Origin of the sequence: Bacillus sp. NSP9.1 (assembly GCF_000465465.2) — a bacterium.
GTDB classification, from domain to species: Bacteria; Bacillota; Bacilli; order Bacillales; family Bacillaceae; genus Bacillus; species Bacillus sonorensis_A.
This window is the reverse complement of the sequence record NZ_CP048273.1, coordinates 1,699,099-1,725,281: the sequence shown is the minus strand read 5'-3', so window position 1 is coordinate 1,725,281 and position 26,183 is coordinate 1,699,099. Positions and strand designations below refer to the sequence as shown.

29 protein-coding genes, 1 tRNA gene and 1 pseudogene are annotated in these 26,183 nt (G+C 43.6%); 9 read left to right on the top strand and 22 right to left on the bottom strand.

The window, feature by feature from the left end; translation table 11 throughout:
- The first annotated feature begins 147 nt into the window (after positions 1 to 147).
- Positions 148 to 723: a TetR/AcrR family transcriptional regulator gene (locus M654_RS08935; RefSeq protein ID WP_026586573.1), complete on the top strand. Its 576-nt coding sequence runs from the start codon at positions 148 to 150 to the stop codon at positions 721 to 723.
- Positions 724 to 741: 18 nt separating this feature from the next.
- Complete coding sequence (locus M654_RS08930) at positions 742 to 2,169, top strand: MDR family MFS transporter (protein ID WP_026586572.1); 1,428 nt, start codon at positions 742 to 744, stop codon at positions 2,167 to 2,169.
- A 42-nt stretch (positions 2,170 to 2,211) separates the two neighbouring features.
- Here M654_RS08930 and M654_RS08925 read toward each other — a convergent pair whose 3' ends face one another.
- On the bottom strand, positions 2,212 to 2,937 hold the full coding sequence (locus tag M654_RS08925; RefSeq protein ID WP_026586571.1) for a LysM peptidoglycan-binding and 3D domain-containing protein: 726 nt from the start codon (positions 2,935 to 2,937) through the stop codon (positions 2,212 to 2,214).
- Positions 2,938 to 3,315: 378 nt separating this feature from the next.
- Here M654_RS08925 and M654_RS08920 point away from each other — a divergent pair, with 378 nt between their 5' ends.
- Positions 3,316 to 3,864 carry an IseA DL-endopeptidase inhibitor family protein gene (locus tag M654_RS08920; RefSeq protein WP_026586570.1) on the top strand — a complete coding sequence of 183 codons (549 nt, stop codon included), beginning with the start codon at positions 3,316 to 3,318 and terminating at the stop codon, positions 3,862 to 3,864.
- Between the two features lie 47 nt (positions 3,865 to 3,911).
- Here M654_RS08920 and M654_RS08915 read toward each other — a convergent pair whose 3' ends face one another.
- Together M654_RS08915 and M654_RS08910 are read right to left on the bottom strand one after the other, a co-directional pair.
- Entirely contained in the window at positions 3,912 to 4,289 is a 378-nt protein-coding gene (locus tag M654_RS08915) for a VOC family protein (protein WP_026586569.1), read from the bottom strand.
- Positions 4,290 to 4,332: 43 nt separating this feature from the next.
- Positions 4,333 to 5,205 carry a DMT family transporter gene (locus M654_RS08910; RefSeq protein WP_026586568.1) on the bottom strand — a complete coding sequence of 291 codons (873 nt, stop codon included), beginning with the start codon at positions 5,203 to 5,205 and terminating at the stop codon, positions 4,333 to 4,335.
- Positions 5,206 to 5,307: 102 nt separating this feature from the next.
- On the opposite strand from M654_RS08910, the gene M654_RS08905 reads away from it, so the two are divergent.
- On the top strand, positions 5,308 to 6,201 hold the full coding sequence (locus tag M654_RS08905) for a LysR family transcriptional regulator (RefSeq protein WP_026586567.1): 894 nt from the start codon (positions 5,308 to 5,310) through the stop codon (positions 6,199 to 6,201).
- A 25-nt stretch (positions 6,202 to 6,226) separates the two neighbouring features.
- Here M654_RS08905 and cysI read toward each other — a convergent pair whose 3' ends face one another.
- Together cysI and M654_RS08895 are read right to left on the bottom strand one after the other, a co-directional pair.
- A complete protein-coding gene (cysI, locus tag M654_RS08900; protein WP_026586566.1) occupies positions 6,227 to 7,942 on the bottom strand; it encodes an assimilatory sulfite reductase (NADPH) hemoprotein subunit in 1,716 nt (571 codons plus the stop codon).
- A gap of 26 nt (positions 7,943 to 7,968) precedes the next feature.
- Positions 7,969 to 9,798: an assimilatory sulfite reductase (NADPH) flavoprotein subunit gene (locus tag M654_RS08895; RefSeq protein WP_026586565.1), complete on the bottom strand. Its 1,830-nt coding sequence runs from the start codon at positions 9,796 to 9,798 to the stop codon at positions 7,969 to 7,971.
- Between the two features lie 322 nt (positions 9,799 to 10,120).
- On the opposite strand from M654_RS08895, the gene M654_RS08890 reads away from it, so the two are divergent.
- Together M654_RS08890 and cyoE are read left to right on the top strand one after the other, a co-directional pair.
- Complete coding sequence (locus M654_RS08890) at positions 10,121 to 11,011, top strand: LysR family transcriptional regulator (RefSeq protein ID WP_026586564.1); 891 nt, start codon at positions 10,121 to 10,123, stop codon at positions 11,009 to 11,011.
- A gap of 165 nt (positions 11,012 to 11,176) precedes the next feature.
- A complete protein-coding gene (cyoE, locus tag M654_RS08885) occupies positions 11,177 to 12,085 on the top strand; it encodes a heme o synthase (RefSeq protein WP_077737017.1) in 909 nt (302 codons plus the stop codon).
- 90 nt (positions 12,086 to 12,175) lie between these two features.
- Here the strand turns inward: cyoE and M654_RS08880 are convergent, their stop codons facing one another.
- The 5 genes from M654_RS08880 to M654_RS08860 form a co-directional block, all read right to left on the bottom strand.
- Positions 12,176 to 13,342 carry a Gfo/Idh/MocA family protein gene (locus tag M654_RS08880; protein ID WP_026586562.1) on the bottom strand — a complete coding sequence of 389 codons (1,167 nt, stop codon included), beginning with the start codon at positions 13,340 to 13,342 and terminating at the stop codon, positions 12,176 to 12,178.
- A 29-nt stretch (positions 13,343 to 13,371) separates the two neighbouring features.
- Positions 13,372 to 14,295 (bottom strand): sugar phosphate isomerase/epimerase family protein, encoded by a 924-nt coding sequence (locus M654_RS08875; RefSeq protein ID WP_035428011.1) that lies wholly within the window; start codon positions 14,293 to 14,295, stop codon positions 13,372 to 13,374.
- A 133-nt stretch (positions 14,296 to 14,428) separates the two neighbouring features.
- Entirely contained in the window at positions 14,429 to 15,289 is an 861-nt protein-coding gene (locus M654_RS08870) for a helix-turn-helix domain-containing protein (RefSeq protein WP_026586560.1), read from the bottom strand.
- 114 nt (positions 15,290 to 15,403) lie between these two features.
- The gene (locus M654_RS08865; RefSeq protein ID WP_026586559.1) at positions 15,404 to 15,967 is read right to left on the bottom strand and encodes a sugar O-acetyltransferase; all 564 of its coding nucleotides are present in this window, start codon (positions 15,965 to 15,967) and stop codon (positions 15,404 to 15,406) included.
- 56 nt (positions 15,968 to 16,023) lie between these two features.
- Positions 16,024 to 16,308 (bottom strand): hypothetical protein, encoded by a 285-nt coding sequence (locus M654_RS08860; protein ID WP_026586558.1) that lies wholly within the window; start codon positions 16,306 to 16,308, stop codon positions 16,024 to 16,026.
- A 600-nt stretch (positions 16,309 to 16,908) separates the two neighbouring features.
- Between M654_RS08860 and M654_RS08855 the strand changes: the two genes are divergently transcribed.
- The 3 genes and pseudogenes from M654_RS08855 (at position 16,909) to M654_RS08850 (ending at position 18,254) form a co-directional block, all read left to right on the top strand.
- Positions 16,909 to 16,981, top strand: a tRNA-Val gene (locus M654_RS08855).
- Between the two features lie 114 nt (positions 16,982 to 17,095).
- Positions 17,096 to 17,401: pseudogene (locus M654_RS23860) on the top strand (YolD-like family protein).
- A gap of 244 nt (positions 17,402 to 17,645) precedes the next feature.
- Positions 17,646 to 18,254, top strand: a complete 609-nt coding sequence (locus M654_RS08850) for a hypothetical protein (RefSeq protein ID WP_051290355.1) — start codon at positions 17,646 to 17,648, stop codon at positions 18,252 to 18,254.
- Positions 18,255 to 18,279: 25 nt separating this feature from the next.
- Here M654_RS08850 and M654_RS08845 read toward each other — a convergent pair whose 3' ends face one another.
- From M654_RS08845 to M654_RS08790, 12 genes are all read right to left on the bottom strand, one after another.
- A complete protein-coding gene (locus M654_RS08845; protein ID WP_026586556.1) occupies positions 18,280 to 19,308 on the bottom strand; it encodes a type II TA system antitoxin MqsA family protein in 1,029 nt (342 codons plus the stop codon).
- Between the two features lie 45 nt (positions 19,309 to 19,353).
- Positions 19,354 to 19,710, bottom strand: a complete 357-nt coding sequence (locus M654_RS08840) for a type II toxin-antitoxin system MqsR family toxin (protein WP_026586555.1) — start codon at positions 19,708 to 19,710, stop codon at positions 19,354 to 19,356.
- A 291-nt stretch (positions 19,711 to 20,001) separates the two neighbouring features.
- Positions 20,002 to 20,955 carry a glycoside hydrolase family 25 protein gene (locus tag M654_RS08835; protein ID WP_026586554.1) on the bottom strand — a complete coding sequence of 318 codons (954 nt, stop codon included), beginning with the start codon at positions 20,953 to 20,955 and terminating at the stop codon, positions 20,002 to 20,004.
- Positions 20,956 to 21,000: 45 nt separating this feature from the next.
- The gene (locus M654_RS08830) at positions 21,001 to 21,264 is read right to left on the bottom strand and encodes a phage holin (protein WP_026586553.1); all 264 of its coding nucleotides are present in this window, start codon (positions 21,262 to 21,264) and stop codon (positions 21,001 to 21,003) included.
- A 15-nt stretch (positions 21,265 to 21,279) separates the two neighbouring features.
- Positions 21,280 to 21,549 (bottom strand): hemolysin XhlA family protein, encoded by a 270-nt coding sequence (locus tag M654_RS08825; protein ID WP_026586552.1) that lies wholly within the window; start codon positions 21,547 to 21,549, stop codon positions 21,280 to 21,282.
- A gap of 82 nt (positions 21,550 to 21,631) precedes the next feature.
- Positions 21,632 to 22,465, bottom strand: coding sequence for a hypothetical protein (locus tag M654_RS08820; RefSeq protein WP_026586551.1), 834 nt, complete (start codon positions 22,463 to 22,465; stop codon positions 21,632 to 21,634).
- 126 nt (positions 22,466 to 22,591) lie between these two features.
- The gene (locus M654_RS08815) at positions 22,592 to 22,780 is read right to left on the bottom strand and encodes an XkdW family protein (RefSeq protein ID WP_051290354.1); all 189 of its coding nucleotides are present in this window, start codon (positions 22,778 to 22,780) and stop codon (positions 22,592 to 22,594) included.
- A 12-nt stretch (positions 22,781 to 22,792) separates the two neighbouring features.
- Positions 22,793 to 23,878 (bottom strand): hypothetical protein, encoded by a 1,086-nt coding sequence (locus M654_RS08810; protein WP_026586550.1) that lies wholly within the window; start codon positions 23,876 to 23,878, stop codon positions 22,793 to 22,795.
- Entirely contained in the window at positions 23,879 to 24,154 is a 276-nt protein-coding gene (locus M654_RS08805; protein WP_026586549.1) for a hypothetical protein, read from the bottom strand.
- On the bottom strand, positions 24,151 to 24,729 hold the full coding sequence (locus M654_RS08800) for a putative phage tail protein (RefSeq protein WP_026586548.1): 579 nt from the start codon (positions 24,727 to 24,729) through the stop codon (positions 24,151 to 24,153). Before M654_RS08800 ends, M654_RS08805 begins: the two co-directional genes overlap by 4 nt.
- A complete protein-coding gene (locus M654_RS08795) occupies positions 24,716 to 25,759 on the bottom strand; it encodes a baseplate J/gp47 family protein (protein WP_026586547.1) in 1,044 nt (347 codons plus the stop codon). The genes M654_RS08800 and M654_RS08795 overlap by 14 nt, the downstream gene beginning before the upstream one ends.
- Entirely contained in the window at positions 25,752 to 26,177 is a 426-nt protein-coding gene (locus tag M654_RS08790; protein WP_026586546.1) for a DUF2634 domain-containing protein, read from the bottom strand. Before M654_RS08790 ends, M654_RS08795 begins: the two co-directional genes overlap by 8 nt.
- Positions 26,178 to 26,183: the final 6 nt, after the last annotated feature.

Sequence of the window (26,183 nt, the reverse complement as noted above, 5' to 3'; positions counted from 1 at the left end):
TGATGGTGTGTGTCAAATGGATCGGTGGTATCATCGTTAAAATAGTCCTTTGACACCATTTCGAAAAAAGGCCTTTATGAAGGGCCTTTTTTTTCGTTACAATACATGATGTTGACCGATCAGTATAAATACAAAGGAAATGATAAAATGACGGAGCAAACAAAAAGCCGCGACAAAATCCTGCGCACGGCTTCCAGGCTGTTCCGCAAACAGGGCTACCATGCGACTGGATTGGCGCAGATAACGGCAGAAAGCGGAGCCCCAAGAGGATCGATTTATTACTACTTCCCCGGAGGCAAAGAAGAGCTTGCCGCCGAAGCCATCAAATTAACGGGTGAACGGATCAAAACCTATATATCATCAACTCTCAGCCGGGAAGCGGACCCTGTAAAAGCGTTTCAAACATACATGCAATCGATGGCTGACGGCGTAAAAGCGCACATGATGGAAGAAAACGATGATATCCCGATTGTCTCAGTCGCTTCAGAAACGTGGTCTTTCAGCGAGACGCTGCGGAAAACGTGTGATCAAGTTTATCAAGATTGGCAGCTTGTCTATCTGGAAAAACTGACACAATCAGGCTTTTCCAAAGAAAAAGCGGCTTGTTTGAGCATTGCAATTCAGGCGATGATAGAAGGCGCTTATGTACTCTCCGTGACGAAAAAAAACGGCCGGCCGCTGAGCGCGGCTGCTCAACAAATTCCATATATGCTTCAACAATAATCAAAGGTGGGAAATCAAATGGAACATACAAAAAAAGGATCCATCATGATCATCGCAATCTTAATCGTCGGCAACTTCCTTGCTTTGATTAATGAAACGGTCATGAATGTGGCATTGCCGAAGATCATCGACGACTTCCGCATATCTGCAAATACGGCTCAATGGCTGTCTACCGGATATATGCTCATGATCGGAATCGCCGTACCTGTGACTGCGTTTTTAATGCAGCGGTTTACGACAAGGCAGCTGTTCATTTCCGCCATGGTCTTATTTACAGCAGGGACTTTTTTGGCGGGGGCGGCTCCCGTTTTTCCCCTCGTCCTCGCAGGGCGAATCATCCAGGGCTCCGGAACCGGACTGATTCTGCCCTTGGTGATGACTGTCATTTTGACATTGGTTCCCCCAAAAAAACGCGGAACGGTCACGGGGATGCTGACCCTTGTCATTTTATTTGCCCCGGCGATCGGTCCGGTGATTTCCGGCTATATTGTTGAGCATTATTCATGGCGCATCGTCTTTTTCATGATGCTCCCTGTCGCGCTTTTTATGATCGTCTTTGCCGTTTTCAAATTAAAAAACGTCACCGAACTCACCTATCCGAATATCGACATATTGTCGATCATCTTATCGACCGTCGGATTTGGAGGGATCGTTTTTGGCTTCAGCAACGCCGGAGAAGAAGCGGGCTGGAGCAACCCGAAGGTGATTATCGGACTTGCGGCCGGCATCATCGGTTTACTGCTGTTTGTCCGCCGCCAGCTGAACATGAAAGTGCCGATGCTTGACATGAGGCCTTTCCGCTCCAAAATCTTTTCCGCGGCAGTCGTCCTGATGTGGATCGTCATGATGCTGCAATTTTCCATGATGCTGATTTTGCCGCTGTACTTTCAAATGGCGCTCCAGCTCTCCCCGATGGATACAGGGCTTTTGATGCTGCCGGGAGGCTTGGTACTGGCCATGACCTCTCTTGTGGCAGGACGCCTGTTCGATCAGCTCGGATTTAAGCCGCTTTTATTCACAGGCTTAATCATTGTGATGGCCGTGCTTTGGCTGTTTACGAACATTTCAAGCGATACCTCGATGGCAGCGGGAATGATGCTTTACGCAGGGTTTACACTCGGCGTCGGCCTGACGATGGCACCGATCATGACGCTTGGCTTAAACCAGGTCCCGAAACCTTTATATCCGCACGGTTCGGCGATCATGAACACGGTCAACCAAGTATCAGGCGCAATTGGACCGGCTTTGTATACAACGATCCTGACAACTGTTTCAAACCGTTACATGGAGCAGTCCTCCATCACAAACAAACAGGAACTGCAAATGCAGGGAATGACGTCAGGCGTTCATACGGTTTATTTCGTCGCCATCGGTTTTGCGGTTGTGGCGCTTCTTATTTCTCTACTTGTGAAAAGCGAAAGCCATAAAGAAAGCCGTGCGATGTAAAAAAAACGCAGAAGGCGTGTCTGCCTCTCTGCGTCTTTTTTATTAATCTAAAATTTGAACCTTAACGGTTTTGACGCCCCATTTCATTGCGTCTTGTTTATTTGGAATAAATACATCTATCTTATTTCCGTTAATGGCGCCTCCGGTATCTTCAGCCGTCGCTTCGCCATATCCTTCTACATATACTTTGGTACCAAGCGGAATGACGTCCGGATCGACCGCAATCACTTTCGCATCCTGGTTGGCATTCAAGTCGACTCCCGTTTTGGTGATGCCCGAGATCCCGCCGTCGTTTGCCGTATAGGCTGTCGCCGTAACAGTCAGTTCTTTATTCGTCTGCTCAGGCTGCTGTTCTGCAGCTTCTTGCTTCACCGGTGTTTGAAGAGCGGTGCTTTTTCCGTTTATGGCAATCGTATCACCGGCAAAAATCAAATCTGATTTGATATTGTTCCACTCACGCAGATCATTTACAGCAACACCAAAAGCTTGAGCAATGCGTGAGAGTGTATCACCGGATTTGACAGTGTACTGTTTCTGATCAGATTTTACTTCTTGAGAAGTAATGTTCAGCTTTTGACCTGGAACAATGAGGTCTGTTGAAAGCTGATTCCATTTTTTTAAGTCCTTGAGGTTCATCCCGTTCTCTTGAGATATCCCCCAGAGCGTGTCCCCTTTTTCAACTTCGATTTCTTTTGCCGAGGCATTTGCTCCGAATGCAGTCACAGACACCGCTGCGGCTGCAGCCAAGGACATGATTGTCTTCTTCATAAGTTTAAATCCTCCCTTGTTAGCTCTTTTGAAACTAACAGGGAAAATCGTAACATAGCAAAATGTCATCCCCATGACAGATTGATATGAATTTGATTACAGTTTGTTTACTGAAATAGTTTTATTTTTTGTAAAATTCGGTTTATTACACCCTCTACATCTCTTCTGCTCCCCGCCCAGTTTCAGCCTAAAGGATGATGTTTTTTTATCGTCAAAAAAGGGAAAGATACTAAAGAAGCTTCTATTTCGTAAGATTTCTCCCTCTGAATGGCGTGTTCTTTAAGGCGAAGGAAAAATTTTCTCGCAAACTACTTGTAATCTATCTGTAATTATTGTAACATTTGTAACATAAGAGAAACGTTGAAGGAGAGAAGAACAATGAAAAAGTTTTTGCTTTGTTTATTGGCTGCTTTATTAATCTTGCCCGTCGGTACAACGATTGCAGCGAAAAAACAAACATCAGGAGAGTTAACAAATCAAGAGGTATTGACGATGGCGCTCGAGGCCCGGGAGCATTTTTGGAATGCGATGAGCGGTCATAACCCTGAGGCTCAAAACTCAACCTGTGAGACAAAAATATTTGAATACCGCGGCATTCCTTATACGTACATGTGCAGCGAATTCAGCACAAAGGCAAAATTAACGGACTACTTGACACAGATCTTTACAAAAGACGCGATTGCCAAAGGCTTTGAAAAATACAACATCATCTCTTATAAAGGAAAAATGGCCGTCCCTGTCGGCGATGGAAGCAACCTTTTAGGATGGGAGAAATCTAAAATCAAGCTCGTTTCCAAAAAAGCCAATGTCCGCACATATGAGTTTGCCGTGCCCGCGCTTGACGGTTCAGTGACGGCAAAAAGAAAGATTACATTCGTCAAAGAACATAACAAGTGGAAAGTCGATCAGTTTGATGCTGCCATTTAGAAAAAAAGCCAATGTCTAAAATCCAGACATTGGCTTTTTCCGGTCTGTTACACTGTCAATTCAACAAGATTTCCATCCGGGTCTTTAATGACGCTTTCATAATATCCGTCACCGGTGACGCGCGGCTTCCCGACAACCTGAAACCCGCTTTCTGCAAAACGTTCCGTCATCTCGTCAACCTTTTCGCGCGATCCCAAAGAGAATGCCATATGGGCATAGCCAGAAGCCGTCTCTTCCCCCTCGGCCAAGTCCGGACGCCTCATCAGTTCCAGACGCGTGCCCGATTGAAAGCGGATGAAATACGATTCAAACTGCTTTTTTGGATTGATGTATTTGTCGCTTGCCGTTCCGTGAAAAAATTCCGTGTAGAATGCTTTCATTTCTTCTAAATTCCTCGTCCAGATTGCGATATGTTCAATGTTCATTTTCCCTTCCCTCCCACTTGATATTACCATATATGAACACCCTCTATGATTTTTTAAATCTGTAAGTATTCATGAAAATCCCGATACAGATTAAAAAAGCGCCGGCCATGATGTTGTATGTGATCGGTTCGCGCAATTGCAGCCAGCCGAAGAAAAGGCCTAAAACAGGAACAAACATGAGCGCCATCGATGCTTTTGACGCTTCGATTTGGTTGAGAACCCAAAACCAGATAACAAATGTAAAGGCCGTGGAAAACAACCCGTTAAATAATAAAGATAAGACGGCTGCATTTGACCAGTGAAGCGAGTGAGTCGGCTCCAGAATGAAAGAGAAAATCAACAGGAAGACCGTCCCGATGAGCAGCTGCCAGGCATTCATATGAATCATATCCGTATTGTGAAATCTCAGTTTGCTGAAAACATTGGCAACAGCCCAGCTGAGTGCAGCTATGAGAACGCACAGCTCCCCGAATATGACGTTTTTTTCGAAATGAAGAATCTCTGTGCCAAAAATAAATAAAAGTCCGATAAAACCGGATATTAAACCAATCATTTTATAACCGTTGATTTTCTCGTTTAATCTAAAATGACTGATAACCGTTACAAAGATCGGCATCGTATACACGAGAACTGACGTTTTGCCGGAATCGACAAACTGCATGCCATATGTCAGCACCCCCATATACCCTAAACCCATCAAGAGGCCCATGACAAAATAGTTTTTGAGATTCTCTTTTCCGATCGCTCGCTTTTTCCCTTTGATAACGAGAATGATAAACAACGGAACCGCACCGATGAGTAAACGCAGCGCCGAAAACAAAACGGGGGGAATATCATGGATTGCGATTTTCATCGTTACCCACGTATAGCCCCAAATCAATGTTACTGAGATGATTCCCAAGATGACCTTGAACAAATCATTCAGCCTCCTTCCTTACGATGTACTGGTGCTCGCTTTCATCATATGCTATCTTTTTATATAACTGAAATACATTTTAATTATCGGAGGTATAACCTATTGGTTATGAACATGAATCATCTTCACATATTTGTGAAGGTCGCAGAGAAGATGAATTTTACCGAAGCTTCGAGAGAATTGTTTATTTCTCAGCCTGCCGTAAGCAAAGCGGTTAAAAACCTGGAAGATTCACTTCATTTGAAATTATTTATGAGAGATAAACAGAATGGCTTAATGCTGACTGAAACGGGAAAGGACATTTTGGTGCTGGCAAGACAAATGATCGGGATTGAAAGTAAAATCTATCAAACCGCCGATCAGAAACAAAAGCTGTTAAGCGGCAAAGTCAAAATCGGTTCGTTCCCTGCCGTGTCAACCAATATTTTGCCTGAGACCATCGCTTTGTTCAGATCAAAATATCCGCTGATTGATATTGAATTAGTTGAAGGAACATCTGCGCAAATAAAAGAATGGGTGGGGGATCGATCGGTGGATTTCGGAATTGCGGCATCTCCGTTTGAACCGTTTGAACATCAATTGCTGTTGAGCGATTATATGGTAGCCGTCATTCCTGAAGCATATGCGAAATTAACAAAAGAACAATATATTGACTTAAAAAAATACGAGCATGACATCATTTTTTGTAAAGGCGGCCATGAGATCGCCCTGTCGAAAACATTTCAACAGCACGGGCTTGACGTAAAAGAGAATTTAACGGTACAACACGCCGACACATTAATGAAAATGGTCAAAAACAATCTGGGAATAGGGATTATATCAAACTTTACGCTTTCTTCTGTATCCCATGACCTGGCCGTAAAAGACATTACCCCTCGAATCAGCCGCGATATCGGCATCATTGCCCATGCATTTGCCGAGCTGACACCGGCGGCGCAGCAGTTCACGCAAGTCCTGAGCGAAGTCGGCTGCTTTGCAAAAACAAAATCGCCTTAGCATGCTAAGGCGATTTTGAAAGGATTCAATCATGAAAATTCGTGCCGTCGGTCGTTTCTTTAATAATGCCGGCGCGGATGACGAAATCTCCGAAATGCTCCCCTTCCTCGCGCTCTTTTGCATAGCGCGGAAGAATCGTGCGCAGTTCTTTTAAAATGTCTTCTTCTCCGATGTTTTCGCGGTACATCTTGCTCAGACGGCTGCCGTCAAAAGCGGCGCCGAGATACATGTTGTACTTGCCCGGAGCTTTTCCGATAAACCCGATCTCACCGAGGGCATGGCGGGCACAGCCGTTCGGGCAGCCTGTCATGCGGATCGTGATCTCTTCATTTTGCAGTCCGTTTTCTTCGATGATCTCATCGATCTTATCGATCAATGTCGGCAAGTAGCGTTCCGCTTCAGCCATCGCCAGTCCGCACGTCGGCAGTGCGACACACGCGATGGAACTGCGTCTCAGTGCTGTATAATGCTTGCCGTCGGTCAAACCGTATTGTTCGATCAATTCGTTGATCTTTTTCTTCTTTTGGCTTGATACGTTGGCAATGATCAAGTTTTGATTGGCGGTCAGACGGATATCGCCTGTATGGATTTTGGCGATCTCCCGCAAGCCGGTCATCAGCTTGTAATCTTCATAATCGGTGACACGGCCGCCTTCGATAAACATGGTAAAGTGCCACTTTCCTTTGACACCTTTCACCCAGCCGTAGCGGTCGCCGTTATGATCGAATTGATACGGCTTTGCTTCTCCAAGGCTCCAGCCGAGGCGGTTTTCCAGCTCGTTTTTGACCGTATCCAACCCGAGGCGGTCAACGGTGTACTTGAAGCGGGCGTTTTTGCGGACGGAGCGGTTTCCGTAGTCGCGCTGGATCGTTATCGTTTTTTCGGCGACATCATACAATTGTTCAGGCTTGCAGAAACCGATCACTTTAGCAAGCTGCGGATATGTCGCCTTGTCTCCATGGGTCATGCCCATGCCGCCGCCGATCGCCACGTTGAAGCCGATCAATTTGCCGTCTTCAACAATCGCGATAAAGCCGAGATCCTGTGAAAAGACATCGATATCATTTGACGGCGGAACGGCGATTCCGATTTTGAATTTCCGCGGCAGATATAGCGGTCCGTACATTGGCTCGACTTCTGTCTCAGGCGTTCCGGCGACTTTTTCTTCATCAAGCCAAATTTCATGGTACGCCCGTGTGCGCGGCAGCAAATCATCGCTCAATTTTTTCGACCATTCATACACTTCGGCATGGATCTCGGATTGATACGGATTTGAAGCGCACATCACATTACGGTTGACGTCCCCGCATGCTGCAATCGTATCCAGCAGAACCGAATTAATCTTCTGGATCGTTTTTTTCATATTCCATTTTAAAATGCCGTGCATTTGGAAGGTTTCCCTTGTCGTCAGCTTCAATGTTCCGTTGCCGTACTGATTGGCAAGCTCATCCATGACCAGCCATTGCTCAGGTGTCGCTACACCGCCCGGCATCCGCACGCGCAGCATGAACTGATAGGCAGGCTCAAGCTTTTGCTTTTGCCTCTCATTGCGGAGGTCACGGTCATCCTGCAAATAGCTGCCGTGGTGTTTCATCAGACGGTTGTCGTCATCGGAAATTCCGGAGCTGATCGGCTCAAGCATTGATTCCTTCAGGGTGCCGCGCAAATAGTTGCTTTCTTCCTTAATGCGCTCTACATCGCTTGGAGGGCCTTCCGGTGCCTTTAATATTTCGTTCCCCATGTTGAAAAAACCCCTTTCAATCAAAATCAGTATACATCGCGCTGATAACGTTTTTGCTTTTTCATCTCGGCAAGGTAAGCTTCCGCCTCTTCGCGGCTCATACCGCCTTCTTTTTCGATAATGTCGAGAAGTGCGCTGTGCACGTCTTTTGCCATGTTGTTTTTATCGCCGCAAATGTAGAATGCCGCTCCTTCTTGAAGCCATTCAAACAATTCCTTGCTGTGCTCAAGCATCCGGTGCTGTACATATACTTTTTCGTCGGTATCGCGCGAGAATGCGACATCCATTTTCGTCAGCACTCCGTCTTTCAGCCACTTTTGCCATTCTGTCTGATAGAGGAAATCGGTGACGAAATGCTGGTCGCCGAAGAACATCCACGATTTTCCTGCTGTTCCGGTCTCTTCGCGCTCCTGCATAAACGAGCGGAACGGTGCGACACCTGTACCAGGGCCAACCATGATGATCGGTGTCTCCGGATTCTCAGGCAGCTTAAAGTTTTTGTTTGGCTGAATAAAAATCGGCAGTGTATCGCCAGGCTGCAGGCGCTCTGCACATAAAATCGAGCAGACCCCTTTTCGGTCTCTGCCGTGCGTATTGTAGCGGACCGCGCCGATTGTCAGATGCACTTCATCCGGATTCGCCGCTAAGCTAGATGCGATCGAATAAAGGCGCGGCGGCATTTTCCGCAAAATCGAAACAAATTCCTGCGGAGGCGCGCCGATCGGACCGAAATCGCGGACAAAATCAAGCAGATCGCGGCCATCGATATACGCTTTTAATTTGTCTGCATGTTCCGCTGCGGCCAGCTCGCGCAGTTTTTCATGTCCTAAAAGTTCAGCCGCCTGCTGAATAAATTTCTTCGTTAATACTGTAATCTCAAAGGATGAAGTCAACGCTTCTTTGAGCGGCAGGCTTTCCCCCTGTTTGTCAACCGTGACCGTTTCATTCGGATCCCAATTCAGTTCGCTGAGCAGCATGTCAACAAGCTCAGGGTCATTTTCAGGAAAGATGCCGAGCGCATCGCCAGGTTCATATGTGAGGCCTGAGCCTTCAAGCGATAATTCGAGATGGCGCGTCTCTTTATTCGAGCCGCGGCCGTTTAAATTCAGATTTTCCAGAACCTCAGCTCGAAACGGATGTTTTCTTGAATAAACCGTTTCTCCCGCCTGCGGTGCAGGCGCTGTCTGGACCGGTGCGGCGCTTTCGGCCTGGCCCTGCGCTTCGCTTAAGCCGTTAAAAACGCCTTCGAGCCATTGAGCTGCAGCTTCATCAAAATCAACATCACAATCGACGCGCGGAGAAATTCTCGTTCCGCCGAGCTCAGCCAGCCGCTGATCAAATTCCTTGCCGGTCTGGCAGAAAAACTCATATGAGCTGTCTCCAAGCGCCAATACGGAAAAGCGGAGATCATCAAGCTTCGGAGCCCGTCTCCCATGAAGAAATTCATGGAATGACAGCGCGTTGTCAGGCGGCTCGCCTTCCCCGTGTGTACTGACGACAATCAACAGATTTTTCAGTTTTTTCAATTGATTTGGCTTAAAGTCGCTCATGGAGGAGACAGTGACTTGAAAACCTCGTCCTTCAAGCGATTTGCCCGCATTTTCCGCAACCCCCTGGGCATTGCCTGTCTGTGATCCGTACAGAATGGTCACTTCTTTTGAAACGGGCTGCGCCGTACTTGGGGCCGGGGCTTCAGCCGGAAGTGTTTCCAGCGCCGCCGCTGCATCGTTTGTCTGAGTAGCCGCCAAATATCCGCTCAGCCAAGCTTTTTGCGATGCTGTCAAAGTTGGCAGAAGGCGGTTAAGGAGCTCTGCCTGCTCCTGGTTAAAAGGACTGTTTAATACCTGAAGTTGCAACGATATCCACCTCACTAAGGATTAAAATGATGACTGATTTCTAAAGCGGAAAAAGGATTATCCTTATCATATATCGACTATTCCGATAAATCAAATCGGTTTTCGTGACGCAATTCAACTGCATTTGCCGTTTTTTGATTTCAAAAGAATTGTAAGCGCTCACTCCCCGCTCCCTCTTTGCCGCGTGTCATGATCCAGCTGGAAAACTGTACATTCGCTAAAAAAGATTCTAATTTAAAGTTTACTGGAATACTCAACATTAGTAAAATATATATTAATTATTACAGCTATTAATATTTTTAATAATAAGGCGGGGATGATTTTGTATTATGACGCGCTCAAAACATTTGTCACTCTGGCAGAAGTGAAAAACTTTACGAAAACGGCCGAGATTCTCCTCATGTCACAACCGAGCGTCAGCATGCACATCAAAAACCTGGAGAAAGAATTCCAGACAAAACTATTTGAACGGTCGCCGAAATATTTGAAGATCACCCCGACAGGTGAAATTTTATACGACCGCGCCAAACAAATGATTACGATTTATGAACAAACGAGACAGGATATCCTTGACCACCACAATTCCGTTAAAGGCGAGCTGAAGATCGGCGCAAGCTTCACAATCGGAGAGTATATTCTGCCGTCGCTTCTTTTTGATCTGCAAAAAGAATATCCCGAGCTCGAGCTTAAGGCGGTCATCGGCAACACGGAAGAAGTCGTGCAATCCGTCCGTATGTACAAAGTGGACATCGGTTTAATCGAGGGACAGACAAACGACAAAGAGCTGTCTGTAAACGCCTTTATGCAGGATGAACTGTTCATCGCTGCGTCAAGCAGCCACCCCCTTGCCGGTAAAGAAGAAGTGACAATGGCCGATCTCCAAAACCAGACATGGGTGACGCGGGAAGTCGGTTCTGGCACGCGCGAATACCTGAACCATGTGATCCGTTCAAACGGCTTAAAAGTGAAGTCGTTTCTGACGATCAGCAGCAATCAAGGAATCAAAGAAACGCTGATGACGGGCATCGGGCTTTCCCTCTTGTCGCAAAGCGTCATTGAAAGAGACGTGCAGCACGGAAATCTTTCGGTGATCAAGCTGAAAAACCAAACCTTTAACAGAACGCTTTCATATATATACTCTCCCATCATGCAGGATAAGAAAAATGTGAAGATTTTTATCAATGCGCTCAATAAAAGAACACATATGGAATAGGAGGATGTATTGAAGCAGTTTGCCCCAATGGCTGGCTGCTTCTTCATTGCTCTCAGATCACTAAAGATTCAGCAGGGAAATGATGATTGATGTCGAACTGTTGGGTATAGAAAGACTTGATTGGCAACGTTTTCTCAGGCACGATTTGAAAAACAGGAGGACGGCATGATTTCACTGAAAAACTATATCAGCCTGGTCAAACCCGGAATCATCATTTCCAATTCCATCGCCGCATTCGGCGGATTTTGGATCGCATGTATCAGTTCAGAAAAAGCGTTAGCCGGAGGCGCGTTTTTTATGGCCATGCTTTCGGCGATGGCGGGAACGGCGCTTGTCATGGCGGCCGGGACCGTGTATAACAATTACTTTGACAGGCATATCGATGCCAAAATGGAGCGCACGAAAAGTCGTGCATCTGCAGCCGGCAGATTGTCCCCGCGCTCGATCCTGGCATACGGCACCCTGCTGGGGGTCGCAGGACTCACATTGTTATGTACGCTCAATGTATTGACCGCTCTTCTCGGATTCACCGCCTTTATTTTGTACGCGGTGATCTATACGGTCTGGTTTAAAAGGTCATCGGTATGGAGCACATTTGTCGGCAGTTTTCCCGGAGCGGCACCGCCTTTAATGGGATATTGCGCCGCTGTGGGACATGTTGACATGACAGCGCTTATTTTATATGCCATTATGTTTTTATGGCAGCCTCCGCACTTTTGGGCGATCGGCATTACCCGCAAGGAAGAATACCGAGCAGCGGGAGTGCCGCTTCTTCCGGTCGTCAAAGGCAACCATATGACAAAAGTGAGCATGATCAGATACATCATTCTGCTTGTGCCTGTCACGCTTTTATTGTATTTCTACGTCGGCCTTGACCGCCTGAGCCCGCTTTATTTTATATCCGCTCTAATCCTCGGCTTTATCTGGATTTATAAAAGCTGCCAGGGGTTCAAAGCGGAGAACGATATCAAGTGGTCCAAAAGCATGTTTCAATATTCGCTCGTTTATTTTTGTCTCTTGTTTTCGATCATGATTGTCGACACCTTCATGATGGCGTTTATCTTTAGAGGATAATCCATTAAAAGTTAAAGATTAACGAAAATTGAACCCGATGGCTTCATCGGGTTCAATAGGGATCCTATTCTCCAGGTTCGGAAAAAGCATTTATTGATAGTCAACCCAGACTGCCCCCTGGTCTGCTGACCGCACACAGTTCTCCACCCAGCGAACGCCTTCAACTCCCGCCTCAATTCCCGGGTACCAAACATCGTTGAAAGCTTCTCGGCGGTCCGCTTTCTCCATGGCCTTTGCAAAGCGGGCATACAGATTGGACCACGATTCAAACAATCCCTCTGAATGACCTGCTGCTATCCGGTCGTCTCGAAGCGCCTCTGAGTACAAGTAATCCATCCCCCGGTCTAAAGTCATCGCCGGTCTCCCCTGCACTTCATACCTCAGCTGGTTAGGATGTTCATCCCACCATTCGATGCTTGCTTTAGAACCGATGACGCGAATTTTTTGTCCGTGCATGCTTCCAGCATTCACACAAGAACACCAGATCATCGCCATGGCGCCGTTTTCATATTCCATGATTGTAAAAGCATTGTCCTCCAGCGGTGAGCGGCTCTTCACAAAGCTTTGGCGGGAACACATCAGTTTTTTAATTTTAAAGTTTGGAAGCATCACCTCAGACAAAAACAACGGATGCGTTCCTAAATCTCCCAGCACATAGCTGGGGCCGGCCACTTTCGGATCCACCCGCCATTTCGTACTGGCGTTATCGTTTTCTACAGGAGCGGAATGGAATCCGTGGGCAAATTGCATGTTGACAATGCGAATATCGCCTAAATCGCCATTTTCAATCATTCGGCGCGCCTGTTCAATCATCTGGTGTCCTGAATAGCCATATGTAATGCCGACGACTCGTTCTTTTTCCTTCGCCAGTTTTTCCAGTTCCATAGCTTCTTGCGTCGTAAAGCAAAGAGGCTTTTCACAGATGACATGTAATCCGGCATTTAAAGCCGCTTTTGTGATTTCATAATGGGTGCTGTTGGGTGTTGCAATGGACACAGCTTGAATGCCGTCTTCACGCTTCCCTTCTTCATGAAACATGGTTTGATCATTTGGATAGCACCGCTTCGGATCAACGTGCAAATTCACACCGAAGTCTCTCCCCCGGTCCGGATCAATGTCAAATGATCCGGCAACCAATTGAAAATGATGATCGCGCAGGGCGGCCGAGCGGTGAATGTAGCCGATTTGGCTTCCGCGTCCGCCGCCGACCATCGCCCAGCGTATCGGTTTTTCAAGATTTTTTTCCCCATTTATCATCGTTTGATTTCCCCTTTTTTAAAACAAATTTAGAATCCGGCGCGTTTTAAATAGTCAACGCTTTGTTTGACATCGCACAGACTCGCATCCGCGTTTCTCGGGTCGCGCTCCTGTTCAATGGTGATATACCCGTGGTAATCGAACTCTTTTAATAATCGATAAATCGATTTATAGTCAATGACCCCCTGTCCGATCGGGCACATGACACCTTTGGCACAGGCATCAAAAAACCGAATGCGCTCCCTCATCACTTCTTGATAAACATCGATGTCAATGTCTTTAAAATGGATGTAATCCAATCGGTCTAAGAACTTCCCGAGCCAGTTTACGGGGTCCATTTTTGAATAATATAAGTGTCCCGTATCAAGGCAAAGTCCTGCTGTTTCATAAGGAATGTCGTCCATCAGCTTCTTGATCTCATCGGCAAATTCGATATAGCCGCCGGCGTGCGGATGGATGACCGGTCTTACACCATACTTGTTCCACGCTCGTTCTGAAAGGGCCCGAATATGTTTCATCATATTGTCCCAATCCTGTGCGGACAGCCTTTTCCCCCGATCCGGGTGCCCGGCTTGGTAATCCCTTTCACGATGCCCCCAGTCAATCAATACCAAAAAAGGCGGCGAATATCGTTTCCCTTTCAAGCGGGGTTTGGGCAGTTGGGTGATAAAGGAACAGATCTCATCAGCCTGATCCAATAACTTTTCCAGATTAGACTCTGACACGAGATCGTCAAAGATCGTACCCGCGATGATCGTCAAATGATGTTTGGCAAGCACTCTCTGCACTCTCCCGATATCCATCGGTATATATCCGTACGGCCCTAATTCGATTCCATCGTATCCCGCTTGTGATGCTTCCTGCAGCACTTTTTCCCATGGAGGGTTATAGGGGTTCGTTGGATCATCAACACCCCAGCAGCAAGGAGCTCCTGCTAAGTAAAACAGCTTCATCACCTCCAACACCTATATGCTTTATTATAGTTTCAGAGGTGATAAAGCGCTTTCATAATCTTGTTGAATTTCAGCCGTTTTTTCTTTTTCATTCCATAAAACTTTCACTATCTTGTTTTGAAGAAAAAATAGACTAGCTTTCTTTTTTTCTCCATAGCTGACGGTATTTTTTTGGAGAAACCCCGACGATTTTAGAAAAAAGGGTCGCAAAATAACTGGCATTATCATAACCGACCATCCCGGCAATTTTTGTGATATGATCACTTGTGTTGATCAGCAGTGACTGCGCCTCTCCGATTCGGCGCCGGATCATATATTGAATAGGAGAAAAACCGGTCGAATTTTTGAATACATGAACCAGATAATAAGAACTGACATGAAATTGTTCAGAAAGGAGACGCAGTGTAATGTCTTCGAGGTAATGCTCATCAATGTAAGTTTTGATGGCGTTTGCCAATTGCGAATCTTCTGTTTTTAATAAACCTTCATTTTCCTGGGGAATTTGCATAATGAGTGTGATCAGCGTACGAAGCAGGTAGCTGCAAATTTCCTCGGCCCCGGACTTTTCCTCGGAAATTTGCCAGTACATCATCTCCAGCAATGACTCTATATGTGCAGCATATTCCCTGCTATGCAACACATATGAATGGTCTTTTGGGATCAGATGATTTCTCGGCAGCCCGGGAAGCTTCACATTTGTGATTCCGCAGCAAAAAGTGCTCATATTCGTATCCGGAACGGCAAACTCATCGTGAAGGACACCTTTGTTATATATTAAAATATCACCTTTTTTTGTATGATAATGCCGGTCGCCAATGATGTGGCTGCCGCTTCCCTCTTTTATATAAATGATTCCCATCAAATCATGATGCATATGCATCGTTCGGGGCATTTTTGTGTGGGTGCCGTCAACTTTGCTGATATAAAGCAATTCAGGAATTGAATCGCTTTCAAAACTTGATTGTATGCCTTTTTTAACGAAATATTGAGTCATGATGGATCCTCCTGATCATTTCGTTTGATCTGCTGCCTCTGTAACAAGTGAAGCCGATCACTTGCACAGCATAAAACACCAATGAAGAGTTCATCGGTGTTTTGACCGTAAACCTTATGAAACGTCAATCTTCTTGATGATTCTTGCCGGATTCCCGCCAACAACAGCATCATTCGGCACATCCTTTGTCACGACCGCACCGGAAGCAATAACGGTATTGTCACCGATTGTAACACCCGGATTGATCACGGCCCTGCCGCCGATCCATACGCGATGGCCGATGACTACCGGACTTCCCGACTCCGCACCGCTCATTCTTTCAGTCGGGTCAAGCGGATGCATGGCTGTATAGATGTGAACACCAGGCCCCATTAAACAGTGATCACCGATTCTGATTTCACAAACATCGAGAAATACACAGTCAAAGTTGGCAAAGAAATGTTCACCGACATGGATGTTATAGCCGTAATCACAGCGGAATGACGGTTCGATGTGAATCGTGCTTCCTGTTGACCCGAACAGCTCTTTGATCAGCTCCGCCTTTCTATGTTCATCCAGTTCTGCATGCTGATTGAACTGGTTCGTAATTCTGCGGGCGTTCTGCCTATCTTTGACCAGAATTGGATCAGCTGCATGATAAAGCTCTCCTTGCAGCATTTTTTCTTTTTCAGATTTCATCTCTATGCCCTCTTTTCAAAAATAAAACCATCTTTAGAGCTTGGCTTCGACTCTTTTTACTCATCTAACAACCCTTTTACATTCTTGTCATACAGCTTTTTTAAAAGCGCGTTTATTTTTCTGGCTTGATCTTCCGGAATCAATTCTTTCCCCTCAAGCGAATAATTTGTATCTGCAAACAGATGGGCCATCATGTCGGTGCAATCTTCATGAAGTCTCACCAATTCCCGGCGCTCTTCTTTTGAAATTGTTCCATCCAGCATTTTTGCCATTAATTCCTTTAACCTGTAGATATGCGTTTGAAAAATTAACCCTTTGACCGTAGACGGGCTGTCTGCCATGTTTAATCCATCCTTTTCCGCATTGTTTTTCATCCAATCATCAAAGCTGACACCTTCTTGTCAACTTCCAAAACTCACAATTGATCCCCTCGGAAATTGTATGTTTTCCAGACTCTATGTATAAAGATATCATACGAACGATAAAAAGGAAAAAAATTCTTTTTAGACCTGTTGCTTCGACCCGATTTAGGAAACGTCTGCTTTCGCGAATGGATGCCCTGTTTTCTTAGAAAGCAAAACCGCAAAACATATTTATAGACTTGGCAACGTCACAAGGAACATGAAAATGAATGAAAACCGCTTTTGATCATTGATTTCGCAAACCAGTTTGATAACAAAAAAATAGCCAAACAGAGCATGCTAAGCGTGTCAATCATTTGGAAAGATGAACATCGTCTCCCCCTCTGGTGCTTGCTGTATCTTGTTATTTTCATTATCATTTACGGAAATCCGGCTGGCTGAAAAAGTTCCAGCCGTTTGCTTACGATTTTAAGCTTTTTAAGAGGATGAACAAAAAAATCAAAAAACAGTTGACGAATTGATTAAACCCACATATAATAGAACTTGTCAGTAAGACAAATACCCAGTGTTACATACCATGATTCCGTAGCTCAGCTGGGAGAGCGCTACCTTGACAGGGTAGAGGTCGCTGGTTCGAGCCCAGTCGGAATCATACCAACAAACCCTTTTATATCAAGGGTTTGTTTTTTTATGCTTTACTTTAAATACACCCTGATGAATTGAATTGTTGGCGAATTGTTGGCAAAAACTTTTTTAATCAAAGATAATGATGCTGCCGGAACATGTCAGCATGCTCCCCGAATTGGAGAGTAATCACAATAGAGTGAAAAGGCCGGTTTTCGACCTCGCCTAATTTGAAGACATGGAAAGAGTCATGTGTGAAGCGATGGAGCTAAATTCAACAGTTTACCGTATTTAAGCCGCTGCCTTTTTTGAATAGTGCAATATCGGAGAGATCACTTATATAGAAAAAATTCATTAAATAAATCAGTTGCGTAAGGTTTTTCATATTGTGGATTCAAAAGGGGACACCAACTACATTAAATTTGAGGATGTTGTAGGTTGGAAATGAAATAAGCCCTTCTTCGAAATACATGCATTTAAAAATCCCCTTTTGTTTTTTATTGAATCCGAAAGAAAAAACCCCTTAATTAGTTAAGGGATTTACAAAGGTTTTAATTATGCCAACTTCTAGTCAATGCACTTTTGTTTTATTCGCTTGTTTTTTTATTATATGAGGAACATTTAATTCATAAATTGAATATAACTAACCCGAATCCAATTTGGATATATTTTCTAATTAGGAGTTGTTTTTTATGATCAAATACAATGAGAACAATCGGCCTATTTACGAAGGAAGAATTTCTTCCCAATTCTATCCGAATCCTGCTCTCACACCTACTTATAACGTTTATAGATACTCGCAATTTCAACCTCTATACTATTACCCGTTAGGTTTTTCACCATCCCTAAGTATAAACTATATACCACAGAATTACATGATACCTAAAAATTCAATCATACCCGATAAAGTAAGCAGTTTACAGAAAACCAGTGGTAGACAGGATTGTCTTGTAACAGGTGGCAAAGGTCAAAGGTTAGACTCTGGCACCGTTGGTATTAGAGTTCTTGATTTGGAATATATAATTTACGAATGCGCCATTGAAGTAAAGCCTAAAATAGCTGGATTAAATACAGGCGGAACCTATACACTAAGCGCTACCAACACAGGCATACGTGCTATATGGCCTATAACCCCGGAAGTAACCAGATATGTATTCTCTGCATATGTTGAGAATAAAACTCTCTGGGTAGAATTAGAAATGCAACACAGGACTATACAAGGTTTTCCACCAAGATTTGTTTGGAGAAAAACCTGGGGAGCTAAAACAAAGGTTGGTTCATGGGCAGGATTAAAGTTTTAATAGGGAGAGTTGTTATTACTCTCCCTTAATCAATTAACAAGTTCTCCGCATGTTCATAGGAGATAATTTCTTTATCCTCAGTTTGTTTCCAAGCTCCTTCTTTATGAGAGAATTCGCTTATTGCCTTAGAGCCATATTCTTTAAAGAATTCATTAATCCTTTGAATTACTTCATATTCATCATCATCAAATAATTCTTTATTGAAAGGTTTCGTTGCTTTTATCAAATTGACTTCATAATCACCGTGGTACTCATAATTAATCTTAATTAAGTCACTTTTTTCTAAAGTTGATAATAGTAATTCATAATCTTTTGGAACTGGGCCAAATTTAAAACGAACATACGGAAGGCCAGTAATTGAAAGGAGATTATGTTTAAAATTTAGGTAGTCTGAATAAAACAACAACTTCATTAGTTTTGTTTTTTGAACACCTTGTTCAGCAAAGTATAGAACTAAATTGATTAACTTATCAAAATTAAACGAACCGTAACCTGTTTCAATTGTTTTTTCATGAATTTTAAAATTCAAATGAATAGTTTCAATTAAATTTTTTTCAACCTCATTTTGATCAGCAAAATTCAACTTCTCTTTTATCTTTTTTTGTTCTTTTTCATTAAATTTGTGCATTCTTTGTTTATAAAACTCATCAATAACTCCTGGGCTATCCCTTAATTGTTTTAAGATATTTAAATGAGATGAATCTGGAATATATCTACCGGATTCATACCTCGCAATGGTGGCCTTACTCCATCCCAAAATTCGAGAAAATAATTCCATTGAAAGCCCATATTGCTTTCTAATTGATTTAATCTCTTCTAAAGGAAGTCCCATTCTTTCAGTATATTGCCTTGTTAAAGTCTCCATTGTTTCTGCATCAAGTATTTCGTTATATAAATCTTCCTTGCAAGTTGAACATTGCAGAACACGTTCGTTTATTTCAAAAGATTCTCCTTTAAAAGTGTACGTGGCAGGACGCTCAACAATCACAGTATTAACATCACACTGACAGGCATCGCAAAATTGTTTTTTGGTCATTACCAAAGTGTCCTCCATTGTTATTTCCCCCGTTTTCAAATCATGTAGTTCTGTATATTATATTTACCAATCCTTATGAAAAGATAAACAGACACAGTCTCCTTTTTTACGAATCCTCAATTTGATATAAACAGTAACTTTATTTATATCTTTCTTGAAGATCCAAATGACTTTACCTTCGTTTGGCCTTGCATGATCCGTTAGTGGTCCTGAAAAGTAATGGCAAGGTTTTAAAGTTAAAATTTCTTGCCATATTTGTTTTGGATTGGTCAACCCTATATCTAATAAGGCTTCTATCCATTTAACTTCTCTCCCCGTTGGATGATCGTAAGTACGTGGTATATAGTCATATTTCCCGCTGGAGATGAGTCGTTTAGCTTCCCTTAGAAAGGATTTGCTGTTTTGATGATGCAGAGACATTCCTCCAGTGGGTGTAATAAATTGTAAAGGTTATTTTATATACAAAGTATATACAAAAACGGTATCAATTGATACCAATTTGCATAAATTTTTAGATGCCATAAGCCAGTTTTCGTTCGACAAATTTCGACAAAGGGAGATGGAAACAATGGAGAACTAAATAAATTATAATACTTAATAGAAAATATGGAAATATTTTTCCCAATCATTTTCTATAATTCCTATTACTTCTCTTCACATATAGGTGGCAAACGTATGTCAAACTAAAGTCCCACCTATGTTGCCTGTTTTTTATTTCACACGAATCTTTTGCCCAGCATAGATCTTATTCGCATTCTTAATACCATTCCAAGCCTGCAGTGTCTTAATTGACGTGTTAAACCTCTTGGAGATTCTAGATAAGGTGTCACCAGATTTTATTGTGTAATACTGCTTTTTGTTCGACGTTTTTGAAGCACTCCCGCTGATCTTTAATTTCTGGCCAACATAAATCTTATTAGGGTCTTTTATGTTGTTCAAGCTCTTCAGAGCTTGAACGGTCGTTTTGTATTTCTGTGCAATTTCAGAAAGTGTGTCTCCTTTTTTGACAGTATAAGTCGTAGTGGATTTCTCTGACTTTTTATTTGAACCAGGTTTGGATGATGTTGTTTTTTTAGTTTTCGAAGATGCTGTTGCGCGCAAATCATCTCGATAACAAACATTCATATCGACATTACCAGAAATGCCTGATACCTTTCCGCTAGAAGAATACTGCCAGATATCTGCATCCCGGCCAAGTTTGTCGTTATAACGGGCAACCCATAATGCAAATGGCTTCAACTTGGATTCGTCAAGGCAATTCTCAAGGAAAGACTTACCGCTGTATATCATGGCAAAGTAACCAGATTTTTCAATCTCGCGTAAGAAAGCAACTGCTGCATCCGTCAAAACCGATTTGCTGACATTCCTCTGATTCACTTCAAGATCAAGTACAAGCGGATAAGAGAGATTGACTTTTTTGACAACCGACAGAAAAAACTCGGCTTCTGCCAATGCTTCTGACTTGGAACCGAATCGTGCAAAGTGGTAAGCTCCCGTTTTAATCCCCTCGGCGTTCGAACCTGAAACATTCGTTTCAAATTTCTCGTCCTTTAGAGTTGTTCCTTCTGTCGCCTTAATAAAGGCAAATTTGATCCCATCCGCTACAACCTTCTTCCAATTGATATTCCCTTGCCAGTGTGATACGTCAATACCTCTGATTCCCATAAGAGATCCTCCTTTTAATAAATAAAAGGCTGCCAGCCGGCAACCTCATTTCGTTAATCCTTTTTGTTTCAGAACTTCTTTTTGTTGTTTTCCTTTACTTGTGACATAGTTGTGTTTCCACCAAGCAACAACCGATGTGATAATTGTAAACGCCGTGGAGCCGGCTAAGTATAGAGCATCCGCCAACGTGTTGACCTGGTCCTCGCTGATTGGCAGAGCTGTCTTCCCAAACATGATCATCGTTTGGTTTACCAATGCAATAAAAAGAAGCACCGTCCGGACGACCGTGCCTTTGTCTTGGTTTTTCATTATATGTTTTCCTCCTTATTTTTGAAGTAGGTTATAAAAAACAGCGATCGCGCCTCCGATGATGCCGGTGCTGACCGCTGTAATGATTGCGCCCGTGATGCTGCGCTTAATCCATGTTGTGTTTTCTTCAATTTTGTTGAGCTTTTCGTTAATTGAAATGATCTGCTGATCGTGGCGTTCAGATGTTCTTTCAAGGGTGCTGACACGCTTCTCAAGCGTTTTTTGATCAGCCTTGATCTCTGTGATCTCCTTCTGAAATACATCGCATTCGTTTGTTTGTGACATTTCCCATAATCCTCCTGTTCTCACATCGGTTTCACCTCCCCTGAGGCAAAATAAAAGCACCGTTTTTTACGGTGTGATCTCTTTACAAGAAATGAGTAACCACAAGGTTTTTGATTTTTACATCTTTTTCTCCGTTATTTGTCAGCATAATCCGAGGGGAAGCAGATAATAAATCAACCTTCTGAACGTCTCGGTCATTATTTTCTAACACGATGACATCTTCATATTCCTTCAATGTATAGTTGCTTGTCCCTGGGATGATGTAGGTCATCCGAATGCTCAGATTCGTTTTTTCATAAAGATAAACCGCAAGACCAAGCTGGTGACCGACTGCGTCAATGTTTAGATAAATGGAGTCGCCTGCTGCGATCATTTCCTCTTCTAAAAAGCTCTCTGAAATATTTGTTTTAAGTGCTTTAATTGGAAGACCGTCAGCCGGAATCTCTAATGAGGGGGTCTCTAATCCTCCTGAAACACGGACATCCTGTTCCCCGGATCCAAGTGATTGATAAAGGGCAAAGTCAGACTGTTCCAGGTTGCCATTCACATAGCGGAAACGATAGTACCTTTTGGATAAATAAACCCAACCTGTATCACCTAATGCATTTTCTGATACATCAAGTGATTTTACTGTGGACCAGGAATTCCCGTCGTCGCTTTCTTCAACATATAAAGACCCGGCCTTATCAGCAAAAGCATACCCTCTAACCTTAGAAATGAGTACATCTCCCAGCCGGTCCTGACCATACTGATTATAAACCTCTGTGGCTTTCAGTGGCAGATTGGTAAGTAGTTCGGCACCGCCGCTGACATTCATGTTAGGGACAACAAAATCATTTTCACCCTCACGAAATGGTTTGACAGCTCCTGGTCTTGAATCGGCATCTAATGGAAACAAAAAATTATATTTAGCCAATGTTCATCCTCCCCTATTTCTGTATATTTTTCTTGATCTGGCTAATCGAATGGATGAAGAACGCCTCCATAGATCACCCCCTAAAAGGCAAAATAAAAAAGCCCCGCATGCGGCTTCTCATGGTTATTAAACTGAATCAAAGGACTGACCTTTTTGCGACTCTTTCCACCACATCTCCAATTCTTCTTTGGTTGGAATCGGTGCTCTTAAATTCCATTGTTCAATATATGGGCCATCCCCATCATTTCTTAGCACAAAATCTTTATTTGGTATAGCATCAGGATAAGCCCATATAATCGCATCATACAAAATCAAGAAAACCTCCCCCTAAAAAAGTGATGGATTTATGCCACCTGTCTCAAAAATTTCAAAATAATTATAGGCTTCATTTCGATCAGAAATATGCCTTGTCACATCGTCGTACCCAACATACATATACATTTCAAGGTAATCACCCTTTTTCATCGGAACCCTTCCAGATCCATAAACACCCACTCCAAATTCTTTCGAAGTCGTTGGGGACTCAGGTTTATGCCTATAATGGGCAATATTTTTATATTGTTTGCCATTCAAATATATTGTCAGTTCGAAATTTGAATAGGTTTGAACATTTTCCATATACAAACCGGATTCCACCAAAAACATGCCGTCATTTGGGGCCACAAATCGATTGTTGCTTGTATTAAAAGCATTATGGCTGTCAGTAATCTTACTGTTGAATTTTATTTTGTTATATGTCCCTTTATCTAATTTTTGTTTGACATTTATGGTGGCTCTAGCATACAAGAAACCTGAAGTTTTAACCCAGGATGTCCAGCCATATGAGACATACCAATGCCGCACCCAAACACCCATGTTTTTGTATCCATTACCGGTTCCATAAAAATACTGAGTGAATCGATAGGTTGAATAATTTTCATTTTTCACAAACCCGTAATCAAGCGGGTAACCGGTTTTATTTTCCTGACCGATATCCATAAAAGTAATGCCGATAGGGTATTCATCCCCTGCTGTTCGTGCATCTCGTATAGCTTCTGAAGCCGGCAAAACAGTTAATTTTTCATTTGTGAACGTCTGATCTGCATATGTCTTCGCATTCTCTTCGGCACGATTTGCTTTTTCTTGCGCGGCAGCCGGCGTTTCCTTGGCATTCCATTCTGTTCTTTCTTCTGCTGTAATATGAATCGTTTTATTTTCAGTATGATGATTAAATTCAACTTTTGATGCCTGCTGGACATTATCGACTTCTCCTAACCCAATTTGGGCCTTTGTCGTGCCATGCGGGTTATTCAGGTCATTTTTATGGGATGCCAGATTTGAATGCGCATCTTTAATTCCTTTTTCCCAACGATTAACGTCATCTTCGTTGACAGGGTCATCCGGGAGCCAGTCCATTTTTGCTGTATATGCCAATTATTCCACCACCTCAAGTGTAAATCGAAAATCGAGTGTTCGGTTGGTGCTCACATCCAGATCAGGGCTTCGTTCCGTGATAATATTGCCTTGATCGTCGATGATCTGGACGCTTTCTATATGGTTGACACCTTCCTCACGTTTCGTCAGCACAGTAACCGTTGTGCCGCTGATAGAGATATCAGCAATCTCGGTTTCTTTCCCGTTCAACAAAACCTTTTTGATCCGACTCTTCAAATCGGCTGCCACCCGTGCCCTGTAATCTTTTGTGATCATGTTAAAACCACCTCATTATTATCGAGTGTAACGGAGTAACCGACCCGGAGTTCCTTTATCTTTCGATATCTCCGATGATTCATGATGAACGTATTCTTGATCTTCAGTTGCTCATTAAAGCCAGGCCGAAACGTATAGGCGAGATGGGCTGGCTTCATGTTTTCCAGTGTTTCAATGAGCTCTTTCAAATTCTGCAGGTCGTCAATGTCGATATCTACATTAAACCGGTACTCCTTCGGAAGCAGCCGGACTCGAGACGAAGGATTCTTCAAAAATCGATTCAAAGCTTGTTCGATCGCCTGATAAGTAGCCGGCGGAATATTAGATGTTTTAGAAATCAGCTTTAAGCGCCTGATTTTCATTGAATCTCCAGGTTCTTTGGCCACGTTTAAAAGGGCCTCCCATCGATCAAGGCCCCATGTTGCGGTGGTAATAAACAGCTGATCTGTCAGATCAAAAATATCATTGTTCTGCTGCTCAAATTCCGGAGCTTCCGCCTGCAGAATCTCACTCATTTCTCTTATTTTTGTGAGAAACGGTGGCAAATAGTTTTCCATTTCTTCAATCTTGCTCAAGGATCGTCACCGCCCCAAGCTTCGGAATCTCTTCATCCTTCAGCTCTAAGTTCTTCGTATCCCCATTAATTTTCACGTCAGAATAATCACTGACGGAATCCGCATTAAACACAATGTTATTGATTTTTGAAAGCCGGACAATGCTTTCAGTAAATGCAATTTCTTTGAAAAAGCTTTGCGCTTTTTCTTCGATTTCTTTTTGGACATCCTCGATTGAGTAATCGGGTTCGGGAACGACTGTGACTTCAATATCAATCGTTTTATATACCGCACTTTCTACGGTGACCGTCGCCCCTATTGGGGCCTGTCCTTCCCCTTTGCCGGGATCCGGATCGATGTAGTCTTTTACCTTATCGACCAAGGTATCCGATGCAGGTTCCATCTTGGCATTTGTAATGACGATTTTAACCGTTCCGTCTCCGTCCCAAAGAGGAAAGATTTTAGCTCGACCAACACCGTCTATCTCTTCAGCCCATTGCTTATAATGCATCTTATTTGCGCTTACGGCTTCCCTTCGGACCCGAACGGAATACCGCGCATACAATTCTTCATCGGTTTCTTCTTCCTTGCCTGGAACCAAGAGTTTCCCCATGACAGCTGACTCGAGTCCGGGAATCGTATCGAGTGAAAGCAGAGAACGGCCATCTAAATTGGCATTCCCGGCTTCTCCAGCCGTCTCACATTCTAAATTTCCATCCTTCGTATATTGAAAATATAAATTATCAACAAAGAAGCGAGAACCGACCGGTATGTGAACGCCTTTCGTGAATGTTCCGGCTCTAATCGCTTTTGTTGCCGGCTGCCTTTCCAAACCGGCTTCAGCGGCCCGCCTGTCTAAAAATTCACCTTGTGCGGTGTCGGCGAAGACCAATTCTAAAACGGTATCCAGCCAGATGTAGGATTGTGCAAGTTCAGCGGCCGCCGGTGCCAGTGCGTTCCAAATGACACTGTTTTCCCGTTTATCAATATCGGCAGGAACACGATTAAGCATGCGCTCCATAATCTCATCAAACGTCTGACCTTCAAACATCTTCGCCGATCACCTCCTCGATCTCCAAGACCCCTTCATCTGTTTCAACCGTAAACGACACATGAAAGGTGTCTTCTACTTTCTCGATCTCAAAATCTTTTACGGCCATGATTCTTTCGTCGAAAATCAAAGTCTCCTCGATCAGCCGCGGGATCTCCATTTCTTTATAGGCGTCAGTTGTTTCATTGTCAGAAAGAACCTCCTGCAGCTCATTCCCGATATCATGACTATAGATCGGATAAGCATAGCGTTCTGTTCGAAGGGCTATATAGATCATTTGTTCAATGGCATCAAGCCCCGTTATCATTTCATTTGTTATACGACCAGACTCGAAATCAATTTTGTATGTTTTTGAGGTCTCGATAACGTCACTGTCATCTTCGATATCTTCAAATTCTACTTCCGGGGAAAGCGCCATGTCTGA